This window comes from Curtobacterium sp. Csp2, from assembly GCF_013347165.1.
Map to the genome: position 1 here is coordinate 2720016 of NZ_CP054593.1, position 14412 is coordinate 2734427.

14 protein-coding genes and 1 tRNA gene are annotated in these 14412 nt (G+C 72.8%); 1 reads left to right on the forward strand and 14 read right to left on the reverse strand.

Annotation, left to right across the window (positions count from 1 at the left end):
- Positions 1-9: 9 nt before the first annotated feature.
- The 12 genes from HUN59_RS13155 to rplU form a co-directional block, all read right to left on the reverse strand.
- Positions 10-1527 (reverse strand): anthranilate synthase component I family protein, encoded by a 1518-nt coding sequence (locus HUN59_RS13155; RefSeq protein WP_174778600.1) that lies wholly within the window; start codon positions 1525-1527, stop codon positions 10-12.
- The gene (locus HUN59_RS13160; protein ID WP_174778601.1) at positions 1506-2429 is read right to left on the reverse strand and encodes an aldose 1-epimerase family protein; all 924 of its coding nucleotides are present in this window, start codon (positions 2427-2429) and stop codon (positions 1506-1508) included. Before HUN59_RS13160 ends, HUN59_RS13155 begins: the two co-directional genes overlap by 22 nt.
- 135 nt (positions 2430-2564) lie before the next feature.
- Positions 2565-2637: transfer RNA gene (locus HUN59_RS13165), tRNA-Ala, on the reverse strand.
- 121 nt (positions 2638-2758) lie between these two features.
- Entirely contained in the window at positions 2759-3151 is a 393-nt protein-coding gene (rsfS, locus tag HUN59_RS13170) for a ribosome silencing factor (protein WP_058741657.1), read from the reverse strand.
- 126 nt (positions 3152-3277) lie between these two features.
- A complete protein-coding gene (locus HUN59_RS13175; RefSeq protein WP_144802150.1) occupies positions 3278-4459 on the reverse strand; it encodes a hypothetical protein in 1182 nt (393 codons plus the stop codon).
- A 308-nt stretch (positions 4460-4767) separates the two neighbouring features.
- On the reverse strand, positions 4768-5367 hold the full coding sequence (gene nadD / locus HUN59_RS13180; protein WP_083519913.1) for a nicotinate-nucleotide adenylyltransferase: 600 nt from the start codon (positions 5365-5367) through the stop codon (positions 4768-4770).
- Positions 5368-5378: 11 nt separating this feature from the next.
- A complete protein-coding gene (locus HUN59_RS13185) occupies positions 5379-5579 on the reverse strand; it encodes a hypothetical protein (RefSeq protein ID WP_174778602.1) in 201 nt (66 codons plus the stop codon).
- A 44-nt stretch (positions 5580-5623) separates the two neighbouring features.
- Positions 5624-6889 carry a glutamate-5-semialdehyde dehydrogenase gene (locus HUN59_RS13190; RefSeq protein ID WP_141860745.1) on the reverse strand — a complete coding sequence of 422 codons (1266 nt, stop codon included), beginning with the start codon at positions 6887-6889 and terminating at the stop codon, positions 5624-5626.
- Between the two features lie 116 nt (positions 6890-7005).
- On the reverse strand, positions 7006-7824 hold the full coding sequence (gene proB, locus HUN59_RS13195) for a glutamate 5-kinase (RefSeq protein ID WP_254629878.1): 819 nt from the start codon (positions 7822-7824) through the stop codon (positions 7006-7008).
- A 7-nt stretch (positions 7825-7831) separates the two neighbouring features.
- Positions 7832-9340, reverse strand: coding sequence for a GTPase ObgE (gene obgE, locus HUN59_RS13200; protein WP_174778603.1), 1509 nt, complete (start codon positions 9338-9340; stop codon positions 7832-7834).
- Between the two features lie 86 nt (positions 9341-9426).
- Complete coding sequence (gene rpmA, locus HUN59_RS13205; protein WP_058741646.1) at positions 9427-9678, reverse strand: 50S ribosomal protein L27; 252 nt, start codon at positions 9676-9678, stop codon at positions 9427-9429.
- 14 nt (positions 9679-9692) lie between these two features.
- Positions 9693-10001 carry a 50S ribosomal protein L21 gene (gene rplU, locus HUN59_RS13210; protein WP_058741645.1) on the reverse strand — a complete coding sequence of 103 codons (309 nt, stop codon included), beginning with the start codon at positions 9999-10001 and terminating at the stop codon, positions 9693-9695.
- 179 nt (positions 10002-10180) lie between these two features.
- On the opposite strand from rplU, the gene HUN59_RS13215 reads away from it, so the two are divergent.
- The gene (locus HUN59_RS13215; RefSeq protein WP_058741654.1) at positions 10181-10453 is read left to right on the forward strand and encodes a DUF4031 domain-containing protein; all 273 of its coding nucleotides are present in this window, start codon (positions 10181-10183) and stop codon (positions 10451-10453) included.
- 147 nt (positions 10454-10600) lie between these two features.
- On the opposite strand, the gene HUN59_RS13220 is transcribed toward HUN59_RS13215, so the two are convergent.
- Entirely contained in the window at positions 10601-11458 is an 858-nt protein-coding gene (locus tag HUN59_RS13220; RefSeq protein WP_174778604.1) for a hypothetical protein, read from the reverse strand.
- A gap of 1 nt (position 11459) precedes the next feature.
- A complete protein-coding gene (locus HUN59_RS13225; RefSeq protein ID WP_174778605.1) occupies positions 11460-14369 on the reverse strand; it encodes an Rne/Rng family ribonuclease in 2910 nt (969 codons plus the stop codon).
- Positions 14370-14412: the final 43 nt, after the last annotated feature.

The following is a 14412-nucleotide window of genomic DNA, read 5'->3' on the forward strand; positions in this document are numbered from 1 at the left end:
CCCGCACCCCTACCAGCGCCCGACGATCCCCAGCCCGCCGAACACCGACCGCGTCTTCGCCTCGACCTCGTCCGCCTCGTCCGCCGCCACCGAGGACCACGTCACCGCGCCCCCGGCCCCGAACGTCCTCGTCCGCACCGAGCCCGCATCGTCGAGGACCGTCACCAGTGTGCGGATGGCCACCGACAGGTCGACCGAGCCGTCCGCCGAGAAGTACCCGATCGCCCCCGAGTACACCCCGCGCGGCGCCCCCTCCAGCCGGTCCGCGATCGCCGACGCGCTCGGCTTCGGCGCGCCCGTCATCGACCCCGGCGGGAAGGCCGCGCGCACGACCTCGGCCCGTGACGTCCCGTCCGGCAGCACCGCCGTGACCGTCGACACCAGCTGGTGCACGCTCGCGTACGTCTCGACGTCGCACAGGCGCTCCACCCGGACCGACCCCGGCCGCGCCGAACGCAGCAGGTCGTTCCGGAGCAGGTCGACGATCATCACGTTCTCGGCGCGGTCCTTCGCACTCGCCGCGAGCCCGGTCCGCACGGCCAGATCCCGCTCCGGGTCGGGGTCACGCGGACGCGTCCCCTTGATGGGTTCCGCAACGACCCGCCCGGTCGCCTCGATGCGCAGGAACCGCTCCGGGGACCGGCTCGCGACCCGCAGCGGGCCGAGTCGCAGGTACGCGCCGAACGGGACGGGGTCGACGGTACGCAGCCGCAGGTACTCGTCCAGGTGCGGGTCCGTGCCGGACCCGACCCGCGCCTCCAGGCCGACCGCGAAGGCGGTGGTGAGGCAGACCTGGAACGCGTTGCCCTCGCGGATCTCCGCACGGCACACCTCGACCGCCGTCTCGTACGCGGCGCGCGGGACGCGGCCGGTCGCCGTGCCGGACGGGAGGATCGTGGCGGCGTCCGCCGGTCCCGCTGCGGTCGACGGGACCGGCACCGGCACCGCGTCGAGCCACGCCCGGTTCGCCGCGCTGGCCGCCGCCTCCGCCGGGTCGACGAGGGCGAGGGCCCACGCGCCACCGCGCGCATCGACGACGACCGCCCGGTCGACGAACCGCAGGTCGGCGTCGGCGTGGCCGTCGGCGGTCCGGTCGGGGCCGTCGACCTCGCGGCCGAGCTCGTGGCCGAGGAACCCGATCCAGCCGAGCGCGAAGCCGCAGCCGCCCACCGGGGCGTCGAGCCGCGGCGTCCGGTCGAGCAGGTCGGCGAGCACCGCGAAGGCGGGTCGGTCCTCGGTCCGGGTCCCGTCGAACCAGCGCTCGGCGGCCGGGCTGACGGTGATCCGGGCGAGCCGGTCCTCGTGCCGGAAGCGCGTCGCGAACGGCCCGTCCGTGCACGCGACCACCGACCAGCGGGCGCGATCGTGGGCGGTGTCCGGCGCACCGGCCGGCAGTGCCGAGTCGAGCCAGACGACGTCCGCCGGGGTCGCGGCGCACATCGCCCCGAGGTCCGGCGCGGCGCCCGTGCCGTCGGTCAGCCGACGGACGACGACCCGCGCTCCGGTCAGACCGCCGCGATCGTCCACGAGGCGGCGTGGGACGCACCGGGCTCGAGCACGACGAGGCCCGCGTCCGCGCCGGCGTTGAACGCGTCGGGGGCGCAGGTCATCGGCTCGACGGCCAGGCCGGCGCGGTGGTACTCGGGCACGACGTGGTCGGCCGTGTGGACCTGGACCCACGGGCACTCCGGACCGAACGCGACGCGGACCCCGTGTCCGTCGGCGGCGGTGAGCACGATCGTGGCGGTGCCGGCGTCGTCGCGGTCGAAGTCGGTGAAGGCATGGTCGATGAACCGGTCACCGAGGGGCGTGGGGGTGCGGAGGTCGAACGCGTCGTGCACGTCTGCGAGGCCCGTCGGGACGAGGCGGTCCTCGGTGACCTCGAGCACCCGGGCGGCGGGCAGCGTCAGGGTCCAGTCGTCCACCCGACCGGCACCGCCGACCAGGTACGGGTGCGGCCCGGTCCCCCACGGCGCTGCGGCACCGCCCGTGTTCGTGCCCGTGATCGTGGTGTGGAGCCCGTCTGCGTCGAGGTGGTACGCGACGAGGACCTCCACGCGGAAGGGGTAGCCCTCCTGCGCGGCGACCGTGGTGGCGAGGACGGCCCGGTCGGGCTCGTGGGACACCGTGCGGAAGTCGGTCCACGCGACGAGACCGTGCAGGGCGTGGTGCCGCTTCGGCTCTGTCAGCGCGAGCTCGTGCTCCTGCCCGCCGAACGTGTAGCGACCGTCGACGACCCGGTTCGGCCACGGTGCGAGGACGGCGCCACGGAAGGCCGGGCGGACCTCGTCCGCGTCGAACGGCACGACCAGGTCGCGGCCCTCGTACCGGAGGGTGCGGAGCGACGCCCCCACCGAGGCGATCTCGGCCGTGTAGCCGGCCGCGGTGATCGTCAGGGCGGATCCGGACAGGGGCGCGTCGTTGCTCATGCGCAACAGCGTAGTGGGGCCGCCGGACGCCCTCGGACACGGGCACGGGCACGGGCACGGACACGGGTACGGGCGGCGGGAACGGAACAACCCCGCCGCTCGTGAGCGACGGGGTTGTTCCGTGGTGTGTTCGGGTGGATCTGAGGGGACTCGAACCCCTGACCCCCTGCATGCCATGCAGGTGCGCTACCAGCTGCGCCACAGACCCGTACGGGTGTTGCTGTTGTTCCGTGTCCCCGTTCCCGGAGGCACCATGGAAGCGTACACCACGCGAACGCCGGGTGACGAAATCGGCCTCGTCACCCGGGCGCGTCGCGAGCGGGCGGCGCTCAGGCCGACTGGTCGGCGGCCGCGGTCTGGTCGACCGACAGCTCGAGCGGGATGGTCGGGCAGTCCGACCAGAGACGCTCGAGCGAGTAGTACTGACGGTCTTCCTCGTGGAAGACGTGCACGACGATGTCACCGAAGTCGATGAGGACCCAGCGGCCCTCGGTCCGTCCTTCGCGACGGAGGGGCTTGGCACCGGCCTGGATCAGTCGGTCCTCGACCTCGTCGGCGATGGCGAGCACGTTGCGCTCGTTCCGGCCGGTCGCGAGCAGGAACACGTCGGTGAGCTGCAGTGGGCCGGTCACGTCGAGGGCGACGAGGTCCTCGGCCTGCTTGTCGTCGGCCGCGGTGGCCGCGAGCTGTACGAGTTCCAGTGCGCGTGGGGAGGCGGTCACGGAGTCCTTCCGGTCGGTCGGACCCGCGGTGTGCGGGCCCCGGTGATGGGACCCGATCATAGGCCACCCCGCCGACACCGGCCAGGCCGGGCAGCGGGGTGGGTGATCGGGACGGTGGCGGCTGGGTCAGCCGCCCATGTGCGTGGTGACGAGCGCGACGATGATCACGGCCGCCGCTGCGACGCCGACGGCCCCCACGGTCACGCCGAGGATCACCGGCGTGCGGGACTCCTTGGGCTTCGCGGCCGCGAGGACGACCTGGCGCGTCGACGTGTGGCTCGAGATCGCACGGCTGGCCCGGACCGGGCTGGCGTCCGTCTCGGGCTGCTCGTCGTGCTGTTCGAGCAGACGGTCGACCTCGGCCCCGTCGATCGGCCGGTGCGACCCGGTCGACGACAGCGACGCCGGCAGGTCGATCGAACCGGTGAGGATGACCTCGCCGGTGGCGTTCAGCGCACCGGTGGGGTCCGCGAGGGCCGAGTCGGGCAGGACGATCGAGTTCGTGTTGTGCACGGCGACGCGGCGGGTGCCGGTCTCCTCGTCGTGGACCTCGGCGTCGTTCGAGTCGTGCGCGAGCTGCGACCAGTGACCGGTCGGCGGGGCGAACGCCGTCGTCACGGGCTTCGGCTCGACCGGCCGACGGAACGCGTCGGGGACGGCCGGGGCGTCGAGCTCGTCGTCGGGGTCGCTCGTGACGGTCGGCTGCTGGACCGGGACCTCGTTCGTGTCGTCGTCGAGCGACAGCGGGAAGACCCCGGGGGTCGCGGACGACGGCACGCTCGGGACGGCGGGGACCCCGGGCAACGGCGCCGCGGTGGGCGCGGCGTCGACCGACCCGTCCTCGGCAGGGGTCTCGTCGTCGTGCGCTGCCCAGGTGGACCGGTGACGTCGGGGTTCCTCGGCGTGCGCGGCGGCCTCGCTGAGGGGTTCGAGCGCGTCCGGGGAGCCGTCCGCCTCGGTCGCCTGTGCGATCGCGGCGTCGTCCAGGACGTCGGACTCGGGTTCGGCGACCTGATCCGTCGCGGACTCCTCGTCACGGCGGCCGTCGGACGGCACGACGGCGGGCTGCGGCGCCGAGCCGGGCGGACGCCCGCCGTCGGCACCGCGGTCGAGGGTGTCGACCGACCCGATGACGTCCTGCACGGTCCGGTCCGACGACTGCGGGGTCGGCGCACGGAGGGGGACGGGCTGGACGGCCTGGCCCTCAGCCTCGCGCAGGAGCCGGAGCTGCCGGCGCGTCATGCCGCCGGTCCCGGGGACGATCTCGGTCGCCGACGCCGGCGCCGACGTCACGGGCACGCTGGTCACGGGCACCGACGGGCTCGGCGCGGAACCCACGGGCGCAGGAGCGATCGGCGCCGACGGGACGGAGGAGTTCGGCGCCGACGGGACGGAGGAGTTCGGCGCGGACGAGTCCGGCGCCGATTGGACCGGTCGCTGGGCAGGACCGTTCAACGACGGGGCCACGTGCGAGCCGGGCCGACGCCGAGGCTCCTCGGTCCGGTCGGGGGCGGCGACGGTCGGCGGAGGCGTGACGGGCTGCGAACCCGCTGCGGCGGCACGCTCCCGCTCGCGCGCCTGGCGCCGCGACAGTGGCGGCTGCGCGTCGGACGAACTCATGCAACGCTCCGATACAGATGGTGCTTGGAGATGTACTGGACGACGCCGTCGGGGACCAAGTACCACACGGGGAACCCGCGCCTGACCCGGTCGCGGCAGTCGGTGGACGATATCGCCAGCGCGGGGACTTCGAGCAAGCTTACGTCGCGTTCCGGTAGCCCGGTGATGCTCAGGTCGTGACCCGGGCGTGTGACCGCGACGAAGTGCGCGAGGTCCCACAGTCCATCGTGGTCCTTCCAGTCGAGGATCTGCTGAACGGCGTCTGCGCCCGAGATGAAGACGAGCTGCGCGTCCGGACGCTGCTCGTGCAGGTCGCGGAGCGTGTCGACCGTGTACGTCGGCCCCGGGCGGTCGATGTCCACGCGGCTCACGGTGAACATCGGGTTGGACGCGGTGGCCACGACCGTCATGAGGTACCGGTGCTCGGCGTCCGTCACGTCGGACTTCATGTACGGCTGACCGGTCGGGACGAAGACGACCTCGTCGAGGTCGAAGGCGCGCGCGACCTCCGACGCCGCCACGAGGTGCCCGTGGTGGATCGGGTCGAACGTGCCGCCCATCACGCCGATGCGTGGGCGCCCCGTGCTCTCGAGCATCGAGCCGGGGGTCAGTGCTTGGTGTGACCGAACTCGTCGACACCCGTCTCGTCGTGGCGGGTGGCCTCGAACTTGTGCGAGTGACGGTACGCGACGTCGCGGAAGCTCCAGGTGACGAAGCCGAGGAACGTGAAGAACAGCGCCCCGCAGAGCGGGAACACGAACGCGGGCACCCCGGAGGAGGTCTCTGCAGCTGCAGCGAGTAAGGTCATCGGTCCGGTGCTCCGTTCGGTCGGGTGGGAAGACGCCGCTCAGTCTAGCCGCGGATCTGTCCCTGGCCGCGCACGATCCACTTGGTGCTCGTGAGCTCGGGCAGGCCCATCGGCCCGCGAGCGTGCAGTTTCTGGGTGGAGATCCCGACCTCGGCGCCGAAGCCGAACTCCCCGCCGTCGGTGAACCGCGTCGAGGCGTTGACCATCACCACGGCCGAGTCGACCTCGGCGAGGAAGCGCTCGGCGGTGTCGACGTCGTCGGTCACGATCGACTCGGTGTGGTGCGTCGACCACCGCGCGATGTGCGCCATCGCCTCGTCGACGTCGGCGACGACCCGGATCGACAGGTCGAGGTCCATCGACTCGGTCGCCCAGTCGGCCTCGGTCGCCCGGAGGACACCGGGGACGATCGTCCGCGTGGCGTCGTCACCGCGGAGCGTGACCCCGGCGGCACGCAGCCGATCGGCCAGCACGGGCAGGAGTCGATCGGCCGCTCGCTCGTGCACGAGCAGGGTCTCGAGCGCGTTGCACACGCTGGGGCGCTGCACCTTGCTGTTCAGGACGATGTCCACCGCGCGGCCCTCGGGTGCCGAGGCGTCGAGGAACACGTGCACCACCCCAGCGCCGGTCTCGATCACGGGGACGGTCGACTCGGTGACGACGGTCTGGATGAGCGACGCACTGCCCCGCGGCACGAGCACGTCGACGAGCCCCCGTGCGCGCATCAGCTCGGTTGCGCCGGGCCGCCCGAACTCGTCGATCGTCTGCACCAGGTCGGCGGGCAGCCCCACCGACGACACGGCCTGCCGGATGCGCTCGACCAGGACCGCGTTCGTCCGGAGCGCCGCCGACCCGCCACGGAGCACGACCGCGTTGCCGCTCTTCAGCGCGAGCGCCGCGATGTCGACCGTCACGTTCGGTCGGGCCTCGTAGATCGCGCCGACGACACCGAACGGCACGCGGACCTGGGACAGCTGCAGCCCGTTCGGCAGCCGCGACCCGCGGACCTGCTCCCCCACCGGGTCGGTCAGCCCGACGACGTGCTCGACCGCGGCGGCCAGCGCCTCGATGCGGTCCGGGTCGAGCCGGAGCCGGTCGAGCAGGCCCGACGACAGCCCGTCCGCCTCGCCCGCCACGAGGTCGCCGTGGTTCGCCGCGACGATGTCCGCGGTCCCGGCACGGAGCGCCTCCGCGACCGCGCGCAGCGCGCGGTCCTTGACCGAGGTCGTCGCGGTCGCGAGCGCCGAAGACGCGGCGCGGGCGGCGACGAGCTTGTCGGTCAGGGTCGGGGCGGCTGCGGTCAGCGACATGGGACGATCGTAGTGCGGCCCCTGCCCCCGTGACACGCCGGTGACGGGACCCGTCACGCCGGAGGTGACCCGTGCCTCCCGTCCGGTCTGCCCGAACGACGCCGGGCCGGACAGACCTACGGACGCGGCCCCGCGTGGAACCACGTGCCGACGTGCTCGCCGGACAGCGCCCGGTCGACGAGCGCCGTCGCCGTCACCAGGACGGCGGTCCCGGCCTCGGCCGCGAGCCGCGCGGCGGCGACCTTCGTCCCCGCTCCTCCGGTGCCCACGCCGGCCTTGCCGATCGACCCGAAGGTCACCCCGGCGAGCTCGTCGCCGAACGGCACCGCGTCGATCGGCTCGGCGTCGGGGTGCTCCGGCGGACGCGTGTAGAGCGACTCGACGTCCGACAGCAGCACCAGGGCGTCCGCACCGAGCAGGCGGGCGACGAGCGCCGCGAGCCGATCGTTGTCGCCGAACCGGATCTCGTGGGTCGCGACGGTGTCGTTCTCGTTCACGATCGGCAGCACCCGGAGCGCGAGGAGCCGATCGACGGCCCGCTGCGCGTTCACCCGGTGGGTGGGGTTCTGCAGGTCGCCCGCGGTGAGCAGGATCTGCGCCGCGATCACCCCGTGCCGGTCGAGTTCCTTCTGGTACCGGAACATCAGCACGTTCTGCCCGGTCGCCGCCGCGGCCTGCTGGGTCGCGAGGTCGTCGGGACGTCCTTCGAGCCCGAGGAACGGGAAGCCGGTGGCGATGGCGCCGGAGGACACCAGCACCACCTCGGTCCCGCGGGCGTGCGCCGCGGCCAGGGCGTCGACCAGGGCGGCGATCTGCCCCGTGTTGTCCCCGCTGACCGAGGATGACCCGACCTTGACCACGAGCCGCCGCGCACGCGGGATGTCCTGCCGCCCGGAGACGGGGCCGAGGTCGGTGCGCGCGGTCGTGTCGGTCATGCGGGGATCAGTCCTCGTCGTCGTCGGCCCAGAGACCCGAGACGCGCTCCTGCTCGAGCTCGGCGCGGGCGGCGGCCTTGGCGTCCATGCGCTCGAAGTACTCCTCGCGCCGTTCGTTGCGGGTCGGCCGCGAGGACCCACCGACGCGGGCGTCGGTGCCGCGGGCACTCGTGATGAGCTCCGCGGTCGACGTGAGCGTCGGCTCCCAGTCGAACACCATGCCGCCGTCGCCACCGATGACCACGGTGGACCCGGCGACGGCACCGGCCTTGAACAGGCCGTCCTCGACACCGAGCTTCGCGAGCCGGTCGGCCAGGTAGCCGATCGCCTCTTCGTTGGTGAAGTCCGTCTGCACGACCCAGCGCTCCGGCTTCGCGCCGCGGACCCGGTAGAAGCGGTGCTCCTCGCCGCCCTCCGCACGCACGGTGAAGGGCTTCTCGTCGACGGCCTTCGGGCGGAGCACGATGCGCTCCTGCTCGGGCGCGGCCGGACGAGCGGCACGGGCCTGCTCGACGACGTCGGCGAGCGCGAACGTCAGCTCGCGGAGCCCGGCGCGCGAGGCCGTGGAGATCGGGAACACGCGGTAGCCGCGGGACTCGAGCTCGGCGGTCACGAACTCCGCGAGCTCGGCGGCCTCGGGCACGTCGACCTTGTTCAGCGCGACGAGCTGCGGGCGCTCGAGCAGCGGCGTCTGCCCCTCGGGCACCGGGTAGCGCTCGAGCTCCCCGAGGATGACGTCGAGGTCGCTGATCGGGTCGCGACCCGGGTCGAGCGTCGCGCAGTCGATGACGTGCAGGAGCGCCTCGCAGCGCTCGACGTGACGGAGGAACTCGAGACCGAGGCCCTTGCCCTCCGACGCGCCCTCGATCAGGCCGGGGACGTCGGCGACCGTGAAGCGCGACTCCCCCGACTCGACGACGCCGAGGTTCGGGACGAGCGTGGTGAACGGGTAGTCCGCGATCTTCGGCTTCGCGGCGGAGATCGCGGCGATGAGCGAGGACTTGCCGGCGCTGGGGAACCCGACCAGCGCCACGTCGGCGATGGTCTTCAGCTCGAGGCTGACGTCGCCCTCCCACCCGGGGGTGCCGAGGAGCGCGAAACCAGGGGCCTTGCGCTTCGTGGTCGCGAGCGCGGCGTTGCCGAGACCGCCCTGACCGCCGGGGGCCACGACGACGCGCATACCCGGCTCGGTCATGTCGGCGAGCACCTCGCCGCCCTCGTCGTGCACGACGGTGCCGATCGGGACGGGGAGCTCGAGCGTCTCGCCGCTCACACCGCTGCGCATGTCGCCCATGCCGGGCTGGCCGTTCCTCGAGGATCGGTGCGGCGAGCGGTGGTAGCCGAGCAGGGTCGTCACCTGCGGGTCGGCGACGAGGACGATGTCGCCGCCGTCACCACCGTTGCCGCCGTCGGGTCCGGCGAGGGGCTTGAACTTCTCACGGCGGACCGACACGCAGCCGTTGCCACCGTTGCCCGCGCTGAGGTGCAGGGTCACGCGGTCGACGAAGGTCGCCATGGGTCCACTCCTAGGTACTGCAGAACGAAGAACGGGAGGGGCGGGCACGTGGCCCGCCCCTCCCGCAGAGTCAGATCGTCGCGGTGTTACGCGTTGACGATGTTGACGACCTTGCGGCCGCCCTTGGTGCCGAACTCGACCGCACCGGCCGAGAGGGCGAACAGCGTGTCGTCGCCACCACGGCCGACGTTGGCGCCCGGGTGGAAGTGGGTGCCGCGCTGGCGCAGGATGATCTCGCCGGCGTTGACGACCTGTCCACCGAAGCGCTTCACGCCGAGGCGCTGTGCGTTCGAGTCACGACCGTTGCGAGTGGAGCTCGCACCCTTCTTGTGTGCCATCTTCTACTCCCGCCTTACGCGATCGAGGTGATCTTGACGCGGGTGAGCTCAGCGCGGAAGCCCTGGCGCTTCTTGTACCCGGTCTTGTTCTTGAACTTCTGGATGACGACCTTCGGACCGCGGAGGTCCTCGAGCACCTCGGCGGTGACGGTCACGTTGGCGAGCTCGGAAGCCGCCGAGGTGATCTTGTCACCGTCCACGAGGAGCACCGGGGCGAGGTCGATGTTGCCCTTGTCGTCGGCCTTGGCACGGTCGATCGTGAGGATCGTGCCGACCTCGACCTTCTCCTGACGGCCGCCGGCGCGCACTACTGCGTAAACCACGTGGAAATCCTTACGTACTCTGCTTGAGGGAAGTCTCGGGTGCCCACTTCTGCACGAGCGGCTCCCGGTAGGCCGGGCCCGATCGGCGACGCAGGCAGAACGGCCCGCTGACACCAGGGATCGAGTTTACTCGATGCCCACGGGTCCGGTCAAACGGCGACACACGTACGATGGCACGCGTGACCGTGTTGATCGACCCGCCGACGTGGCCCGCCCACGACACCGTCTGGTCGCACCTCGTCAGTGACGCATCCTACGACGAGTTGCACGCGTTCGCCGAACGGGCCGGGATCCCCCGCCGCGCGTTCGACCACGACCACTACGACGTGCCGCTCGCGCGCTACGACGAGCTCGTCTCGCTGGGGGCGACGGCCGTGACCGGCCGCGAGCTGGTGCTCCGGCTCATCGGGAGCGGCCTGCGGGTCGCGCAGCGGGACAAGCGGGCGCGCTGACGACGGCGGGCTGCGCAGCCCGCGGGGTCGACGGCCTGGAGGCACGACACCGGTCCGACGCGCAGCGCACCACCGGCGCGGCTCGCGTCGGCACTCGATGGGTCGGCGCTGGTCGGAGCAGCGCGGGTCGCGTCAGTGCTGGTCGCGTCAGCGCGGCGCCGGAGGCGCCCAGCGGCCGTCCGACGCCTGCGCGCCGGGCTGCTGCTGAGTGGGCGGCTGGTACTGCGGCGCCTGCGGCTGGTACTGCGGCTGGTGCGGCTGCGGCTGGTACTGCGGCTGCTGCTGCACGGTCGCCGGGGGTACCGCGTCGGCGGGCCGCACGGTCCCCGGACGCCCGACAACCGACGCGCCACGACGGCCGCCGCGGGGACGACCGGTCCAGAGCCACGCGACCGTCGCGGTCCCGAGCAGCATGAGCGTGAACGGCACCCCGTTCTGCAGCGGCCCGGTCAGCACGTCGGTGACGAGTCGGACACCGCTGCCGGTCCGCGTCGCCGCGTACAGCCCGGTGAACACGCCGACGAGGGCGAGCGCCACCGTGCCGGCCGCCCCGGCGAGCACGGCCCGCAGGAGCACGGTGGGCAGCGGGCTGCGGCGCGCGATCGGCGTGAGGAACGCCAGCGCCAGGAAGGCCCCGGCGTAGAACGGGAACGGGGACGCGAAGACCCCGGAGACGAAGCTGCCGATCAGGCTCGCCCCGGTGCCGGACGTCGTGAAGGGGTGCACGACGAGCGACGTCCCGAGGAGCCCGAAGACCCCCGACACGAACTCGACGACCACGATCGAGACGACCGCGATGAGCGCGCCCGTGGTGTTCGCGAGCGAGGCCCCTGGGGCGAAGGCCCGACGCGGGTCGGCCTCGGCGCGGTCCCGGGGTCCCCGGGCGGGCGGCAGCGGCGGGACGTACCCGCCCTGCGGCGCCGGGGCCGACGGCGCGGGCTGCTGCCAGCCCGCACCGTAGTACCCGCGGTCCTGCTGCCCGCTCGGCTCCCCCGGTCCCGTCACGTCAGTTCCCCACGATCACGGAGCCGTCGTCGTCGCCGTCCGTGCCGTCGTCCTTCGTCGCCGGTGCGCTGATGCTCGGCGAGGACACCCGGCGCGAGCGCGAGCGGCCCTGGCCGGGCTGCTTCGGCTCCGGGAGCGCCTGCAGCACGGAGTCGAGCAGGGACTCGGCGTCGCCGGAGACCGGGCGGGGTGTGCGCTGGGTCACCGCGACCGGGATGTCCAGGATCGCGACGGTGTTCTCCGTCGGGGTCACCGGCGCGCTCGAGCTGACGCGGCGGCGAGCAGGGGCCTTGGCCTTCGGCTCCGTAGCGGCGGGCTCGGACTCCGCGGGTGCAGCGGCTGGCTGCACGACCGACTCCTGGGCTGCAGCGGGCACCTCCGCGGAGGCGTCCGTGCTGCTCGACCCGGTGCTGCTCGACTCGGTGGTCGTCGACTCGGTCTGCGCCGAGCCCCCGTTGCCACCGCGGCCACCGCGGCGACGACGACGCTTGCCCGAGGGCTGATCGCCGTTCCGCTGCTCGGACTCCTCCGGCGCGGAGGCGGGCGTGGCGGTCGAGACGGGCGACAGCGGGGTCTCCGACGCGGCGTCCGGCGTCGCGGCACCGCGCGCCGGAGCGGCGATGCCGGTCAGCGGCTCGTCGTGCGGGAGCGTCGAAGCGGCGATCCGCGAGAGGGCGTTCTTGACGTCCTCGGTGATCTGGTGCGCCTGCGCCGCGTGCGACGAGCCGGTGCCGGACGAGGAACCGCCGCCGTTCGACCCGTTGCCGCCGTTCGACCCGCCACCGTTGCCGCCGGTGGAGCCGTTGCCCGAACCGCTGCGGCTCTTGCGACGGCCCTTGGTCGGCCCCGGGTCGGCGTTGTTGTCGTTGACCTTGGCGTTGACCTCGTCGAGGGACTCGCGGAGCCCGACGCCGATCTTCTTGCGGGTCATCTGCACGAGGCCGAGCGACGTGACCTCGGCGACCTGGTGCTTCGTCCGGTCGCGGCTCAGGCACTCGACGAGTCGACGGAGCACGAGGTCCCGGTTCGACTCGAGCACCATGTCGATGAAGTCGATCACGATGATGCCGCCGATGTCCCGCAGGCGGAGCTGCCGGACGATCTCCTCGGCCGCCTCGAGGTTGTTCTTCGTGACGGTCTCCTCGAGGTTGCCGCCGGAGCCGACGAACTTCCCCGTGTTGACGTCGACGACCGTCATGGCCTCGGTGCGGTCGATCACGAGCGATCCACCGGAGGGCAGCCACACCTTGCGGTCGAGGGCCTTCTCGATCTGCTCGTTCAGGCGGTGCTCCTCGAAGGAGTCCGGGCCGTCGTAGATCTCGACGCGATCCTTGAGGTCCGGGGCGACGGCGTCGAGGTACTCCTCGATCGTGCCGCGCGCGGCGTCGCCGTCGATGATCAGCTTCGTGAAGTCCTCGTTGAAGACGTCGCGGACGATCTTCACGAGCAGGTCCGGCTCCGAGTGCAGCATCACGGGCGCGTGGCCGGCGGCGACCTTCTTCTGGATCGCCTCCCACTGGCTGGTCAGACGCTGCACGTCGCGGGTCAGCTGCTCCTCGGTTGCGCCCTCGGCCGCGGTGCGGACGATGACGCCGGCGCGCTCGGGGAGGATCTCCTTGAGGATCTTCTTCAGCCGGGCACGCTCGGTGTCCGGGAGCTTGCGGGAGATGCCGTTCATCGAGCCGTTCGGCACGTACACCAGGTACCGACCCGGCAGCGAGACCTGGCTCGTCAGACGGGCGCCCTTGTGGCCGACCGGGTCCTTCGTGACCTGCACGAGCACCTTGTCGCCCGGCTTGAGCGCGGCCTCGATGCGACGGCCGTGGTTGCCGGTGTCCACCGACGCCCAGTCGACCTCGCCCGCGTAGAGCACGGCGTTCCGACCGCGGCCGATGTCGACGAAGGCCGCCTCCATCGAGGGCAGCACGTTCTGCACCTTGCCCAGGTACACGTTGCCGATGAGCGACACGTTGTGCGACTTCGTCACGTAGTGCTCGGCGAGGATGCCGTCCTCGAGCACGCCGATCTCGATCTTCGACGAGCTCGACCGGACGATCATCTGCCGGTCGACGCTCTCGCGGCGGGCGAGGAACTCGTCCTCGGTCACGACCGTGCGGCGACGGCCGGCGTCACGCCCGTCGCGGCGGCGCTGCTTCTTCGCCTCGAGTCGGGTGGAACCCTTGATGCGCTGCGGCTCGGTGATGAGCTCGGGCTCGCGACGACGCGGCTCGAGGTGGTCGCGCGGTCCGCGCTGCTCGCGGTCGGCGCTGGTGCCGCGGCGACGCGACCGGCGCCGACCGGCGCCCTGCTCGTCGTCCTCGTCGTAGCGGTCGTCCTGGGCGGAGCGCGCGGGCAGCTCCGGCAGGACCGGCGCGTGGAAGATCAGGCTGAGGGTGCTCGTCGCCTTCGGGACGACGACCTCCGGGGCGGGCTCCGGGGTCGGCTCGCCGCCCTCCGGCTCGTCGGACCACGGCAGGGAGGCACGGGGCGCATCCGTCTCGCGGGTCGCCGCGGCGGCGCTCGGCTCCGCGACCGTCGCACCGTCGGTGCCCGACGCCTCGGTGCCCGTCGCCTCGGTGCGGGTCTCCCCGGTGCCCGGCTCCCCGAGCTGCTCGACCACGGGCAGGTCGCCCGTGACCGTCGAGACGGCCTCCGGGGTGTCCGAGCCACCCGCGACCGGGGCGACCTCGACCGGCACCGCTGTGCCGTCGACGTCGACGGTGGTGACCGGCGTGGTGGCGTCGGCCGTCTCCTCCGTCAGCGCGACCGTCTCGTCGACGTCCGTCGTCTGGTCGACGTCACCACGGGCCTCCTGGCCGGTCGAGCGGGCGCGACGCCCGCCGAACAGGCGACCACGACGCTTCGGGGTGGTGTCTTCGTTGTTCGTGTTGTCGGTGTTCTGCTCCACCATGTCCTGGTGCACTCCTTGACCCCGCTCGCGCCCGGACGGGCGG

Bases quoted from the DNA above. Each gene is read 5' to 3' on its own strand.
- HUN59_RS13160 (WP_174778601.1), bottom strand. From the start codon at position 2,429: ATGAGCAACGACGCGCCCCTGTCCGGATCCGCCCTGACGATCACCGCG.
- nadD (WP_083519913.1), bottom strand. From the start codon at position 5,367: ATGCTCGAGAGCACGGGGCGCCCACGCATCGGCGTGATGGGCGGCACG.
- HUN59_RS13185 (WP_174778602.1), bottom strand. From the start codon at position 5,579: ATGACCTTACTCGCTGCAGCTGCAGAGACCTCCTCCGGGGTGCCCGCG.
- HUN59_RS13190 (WP_141860745.1), bottom strand. From the start codon at position 6,889: ATGTCGCTGACCGCAGCCGCCCCGACCCTGACCGACAAGCTCGTCGCC.
- proB (WP_254629878.1), bottom strand. From the start codon at position 7,824: ATGACCGACACGACCGCGCGCACCGACCTCGGCCCCGTCTCCGGGCGG.
- obgE (WP_174778603.1), bottom strand. From the start codon at position 9,340: ATGGCGACCTTCGTCGACCGCGTGACCCTGCACCTCAGCGCGGGCAAC.
- rpmA (WP_058741646.1), bottom strand. From the start codon at position 9,678: ATGGCACACAAGAAGGGTGCGAGCTCCACTCGCAACGGTCGTGACTCG.
- HUN59_RS13225 (WP_174778605.1), bottom strand. From the start codon at position 14,369: ATGGTGGAGCAGAACACCGACAACACGAACAACGAAGACACCACCCCG.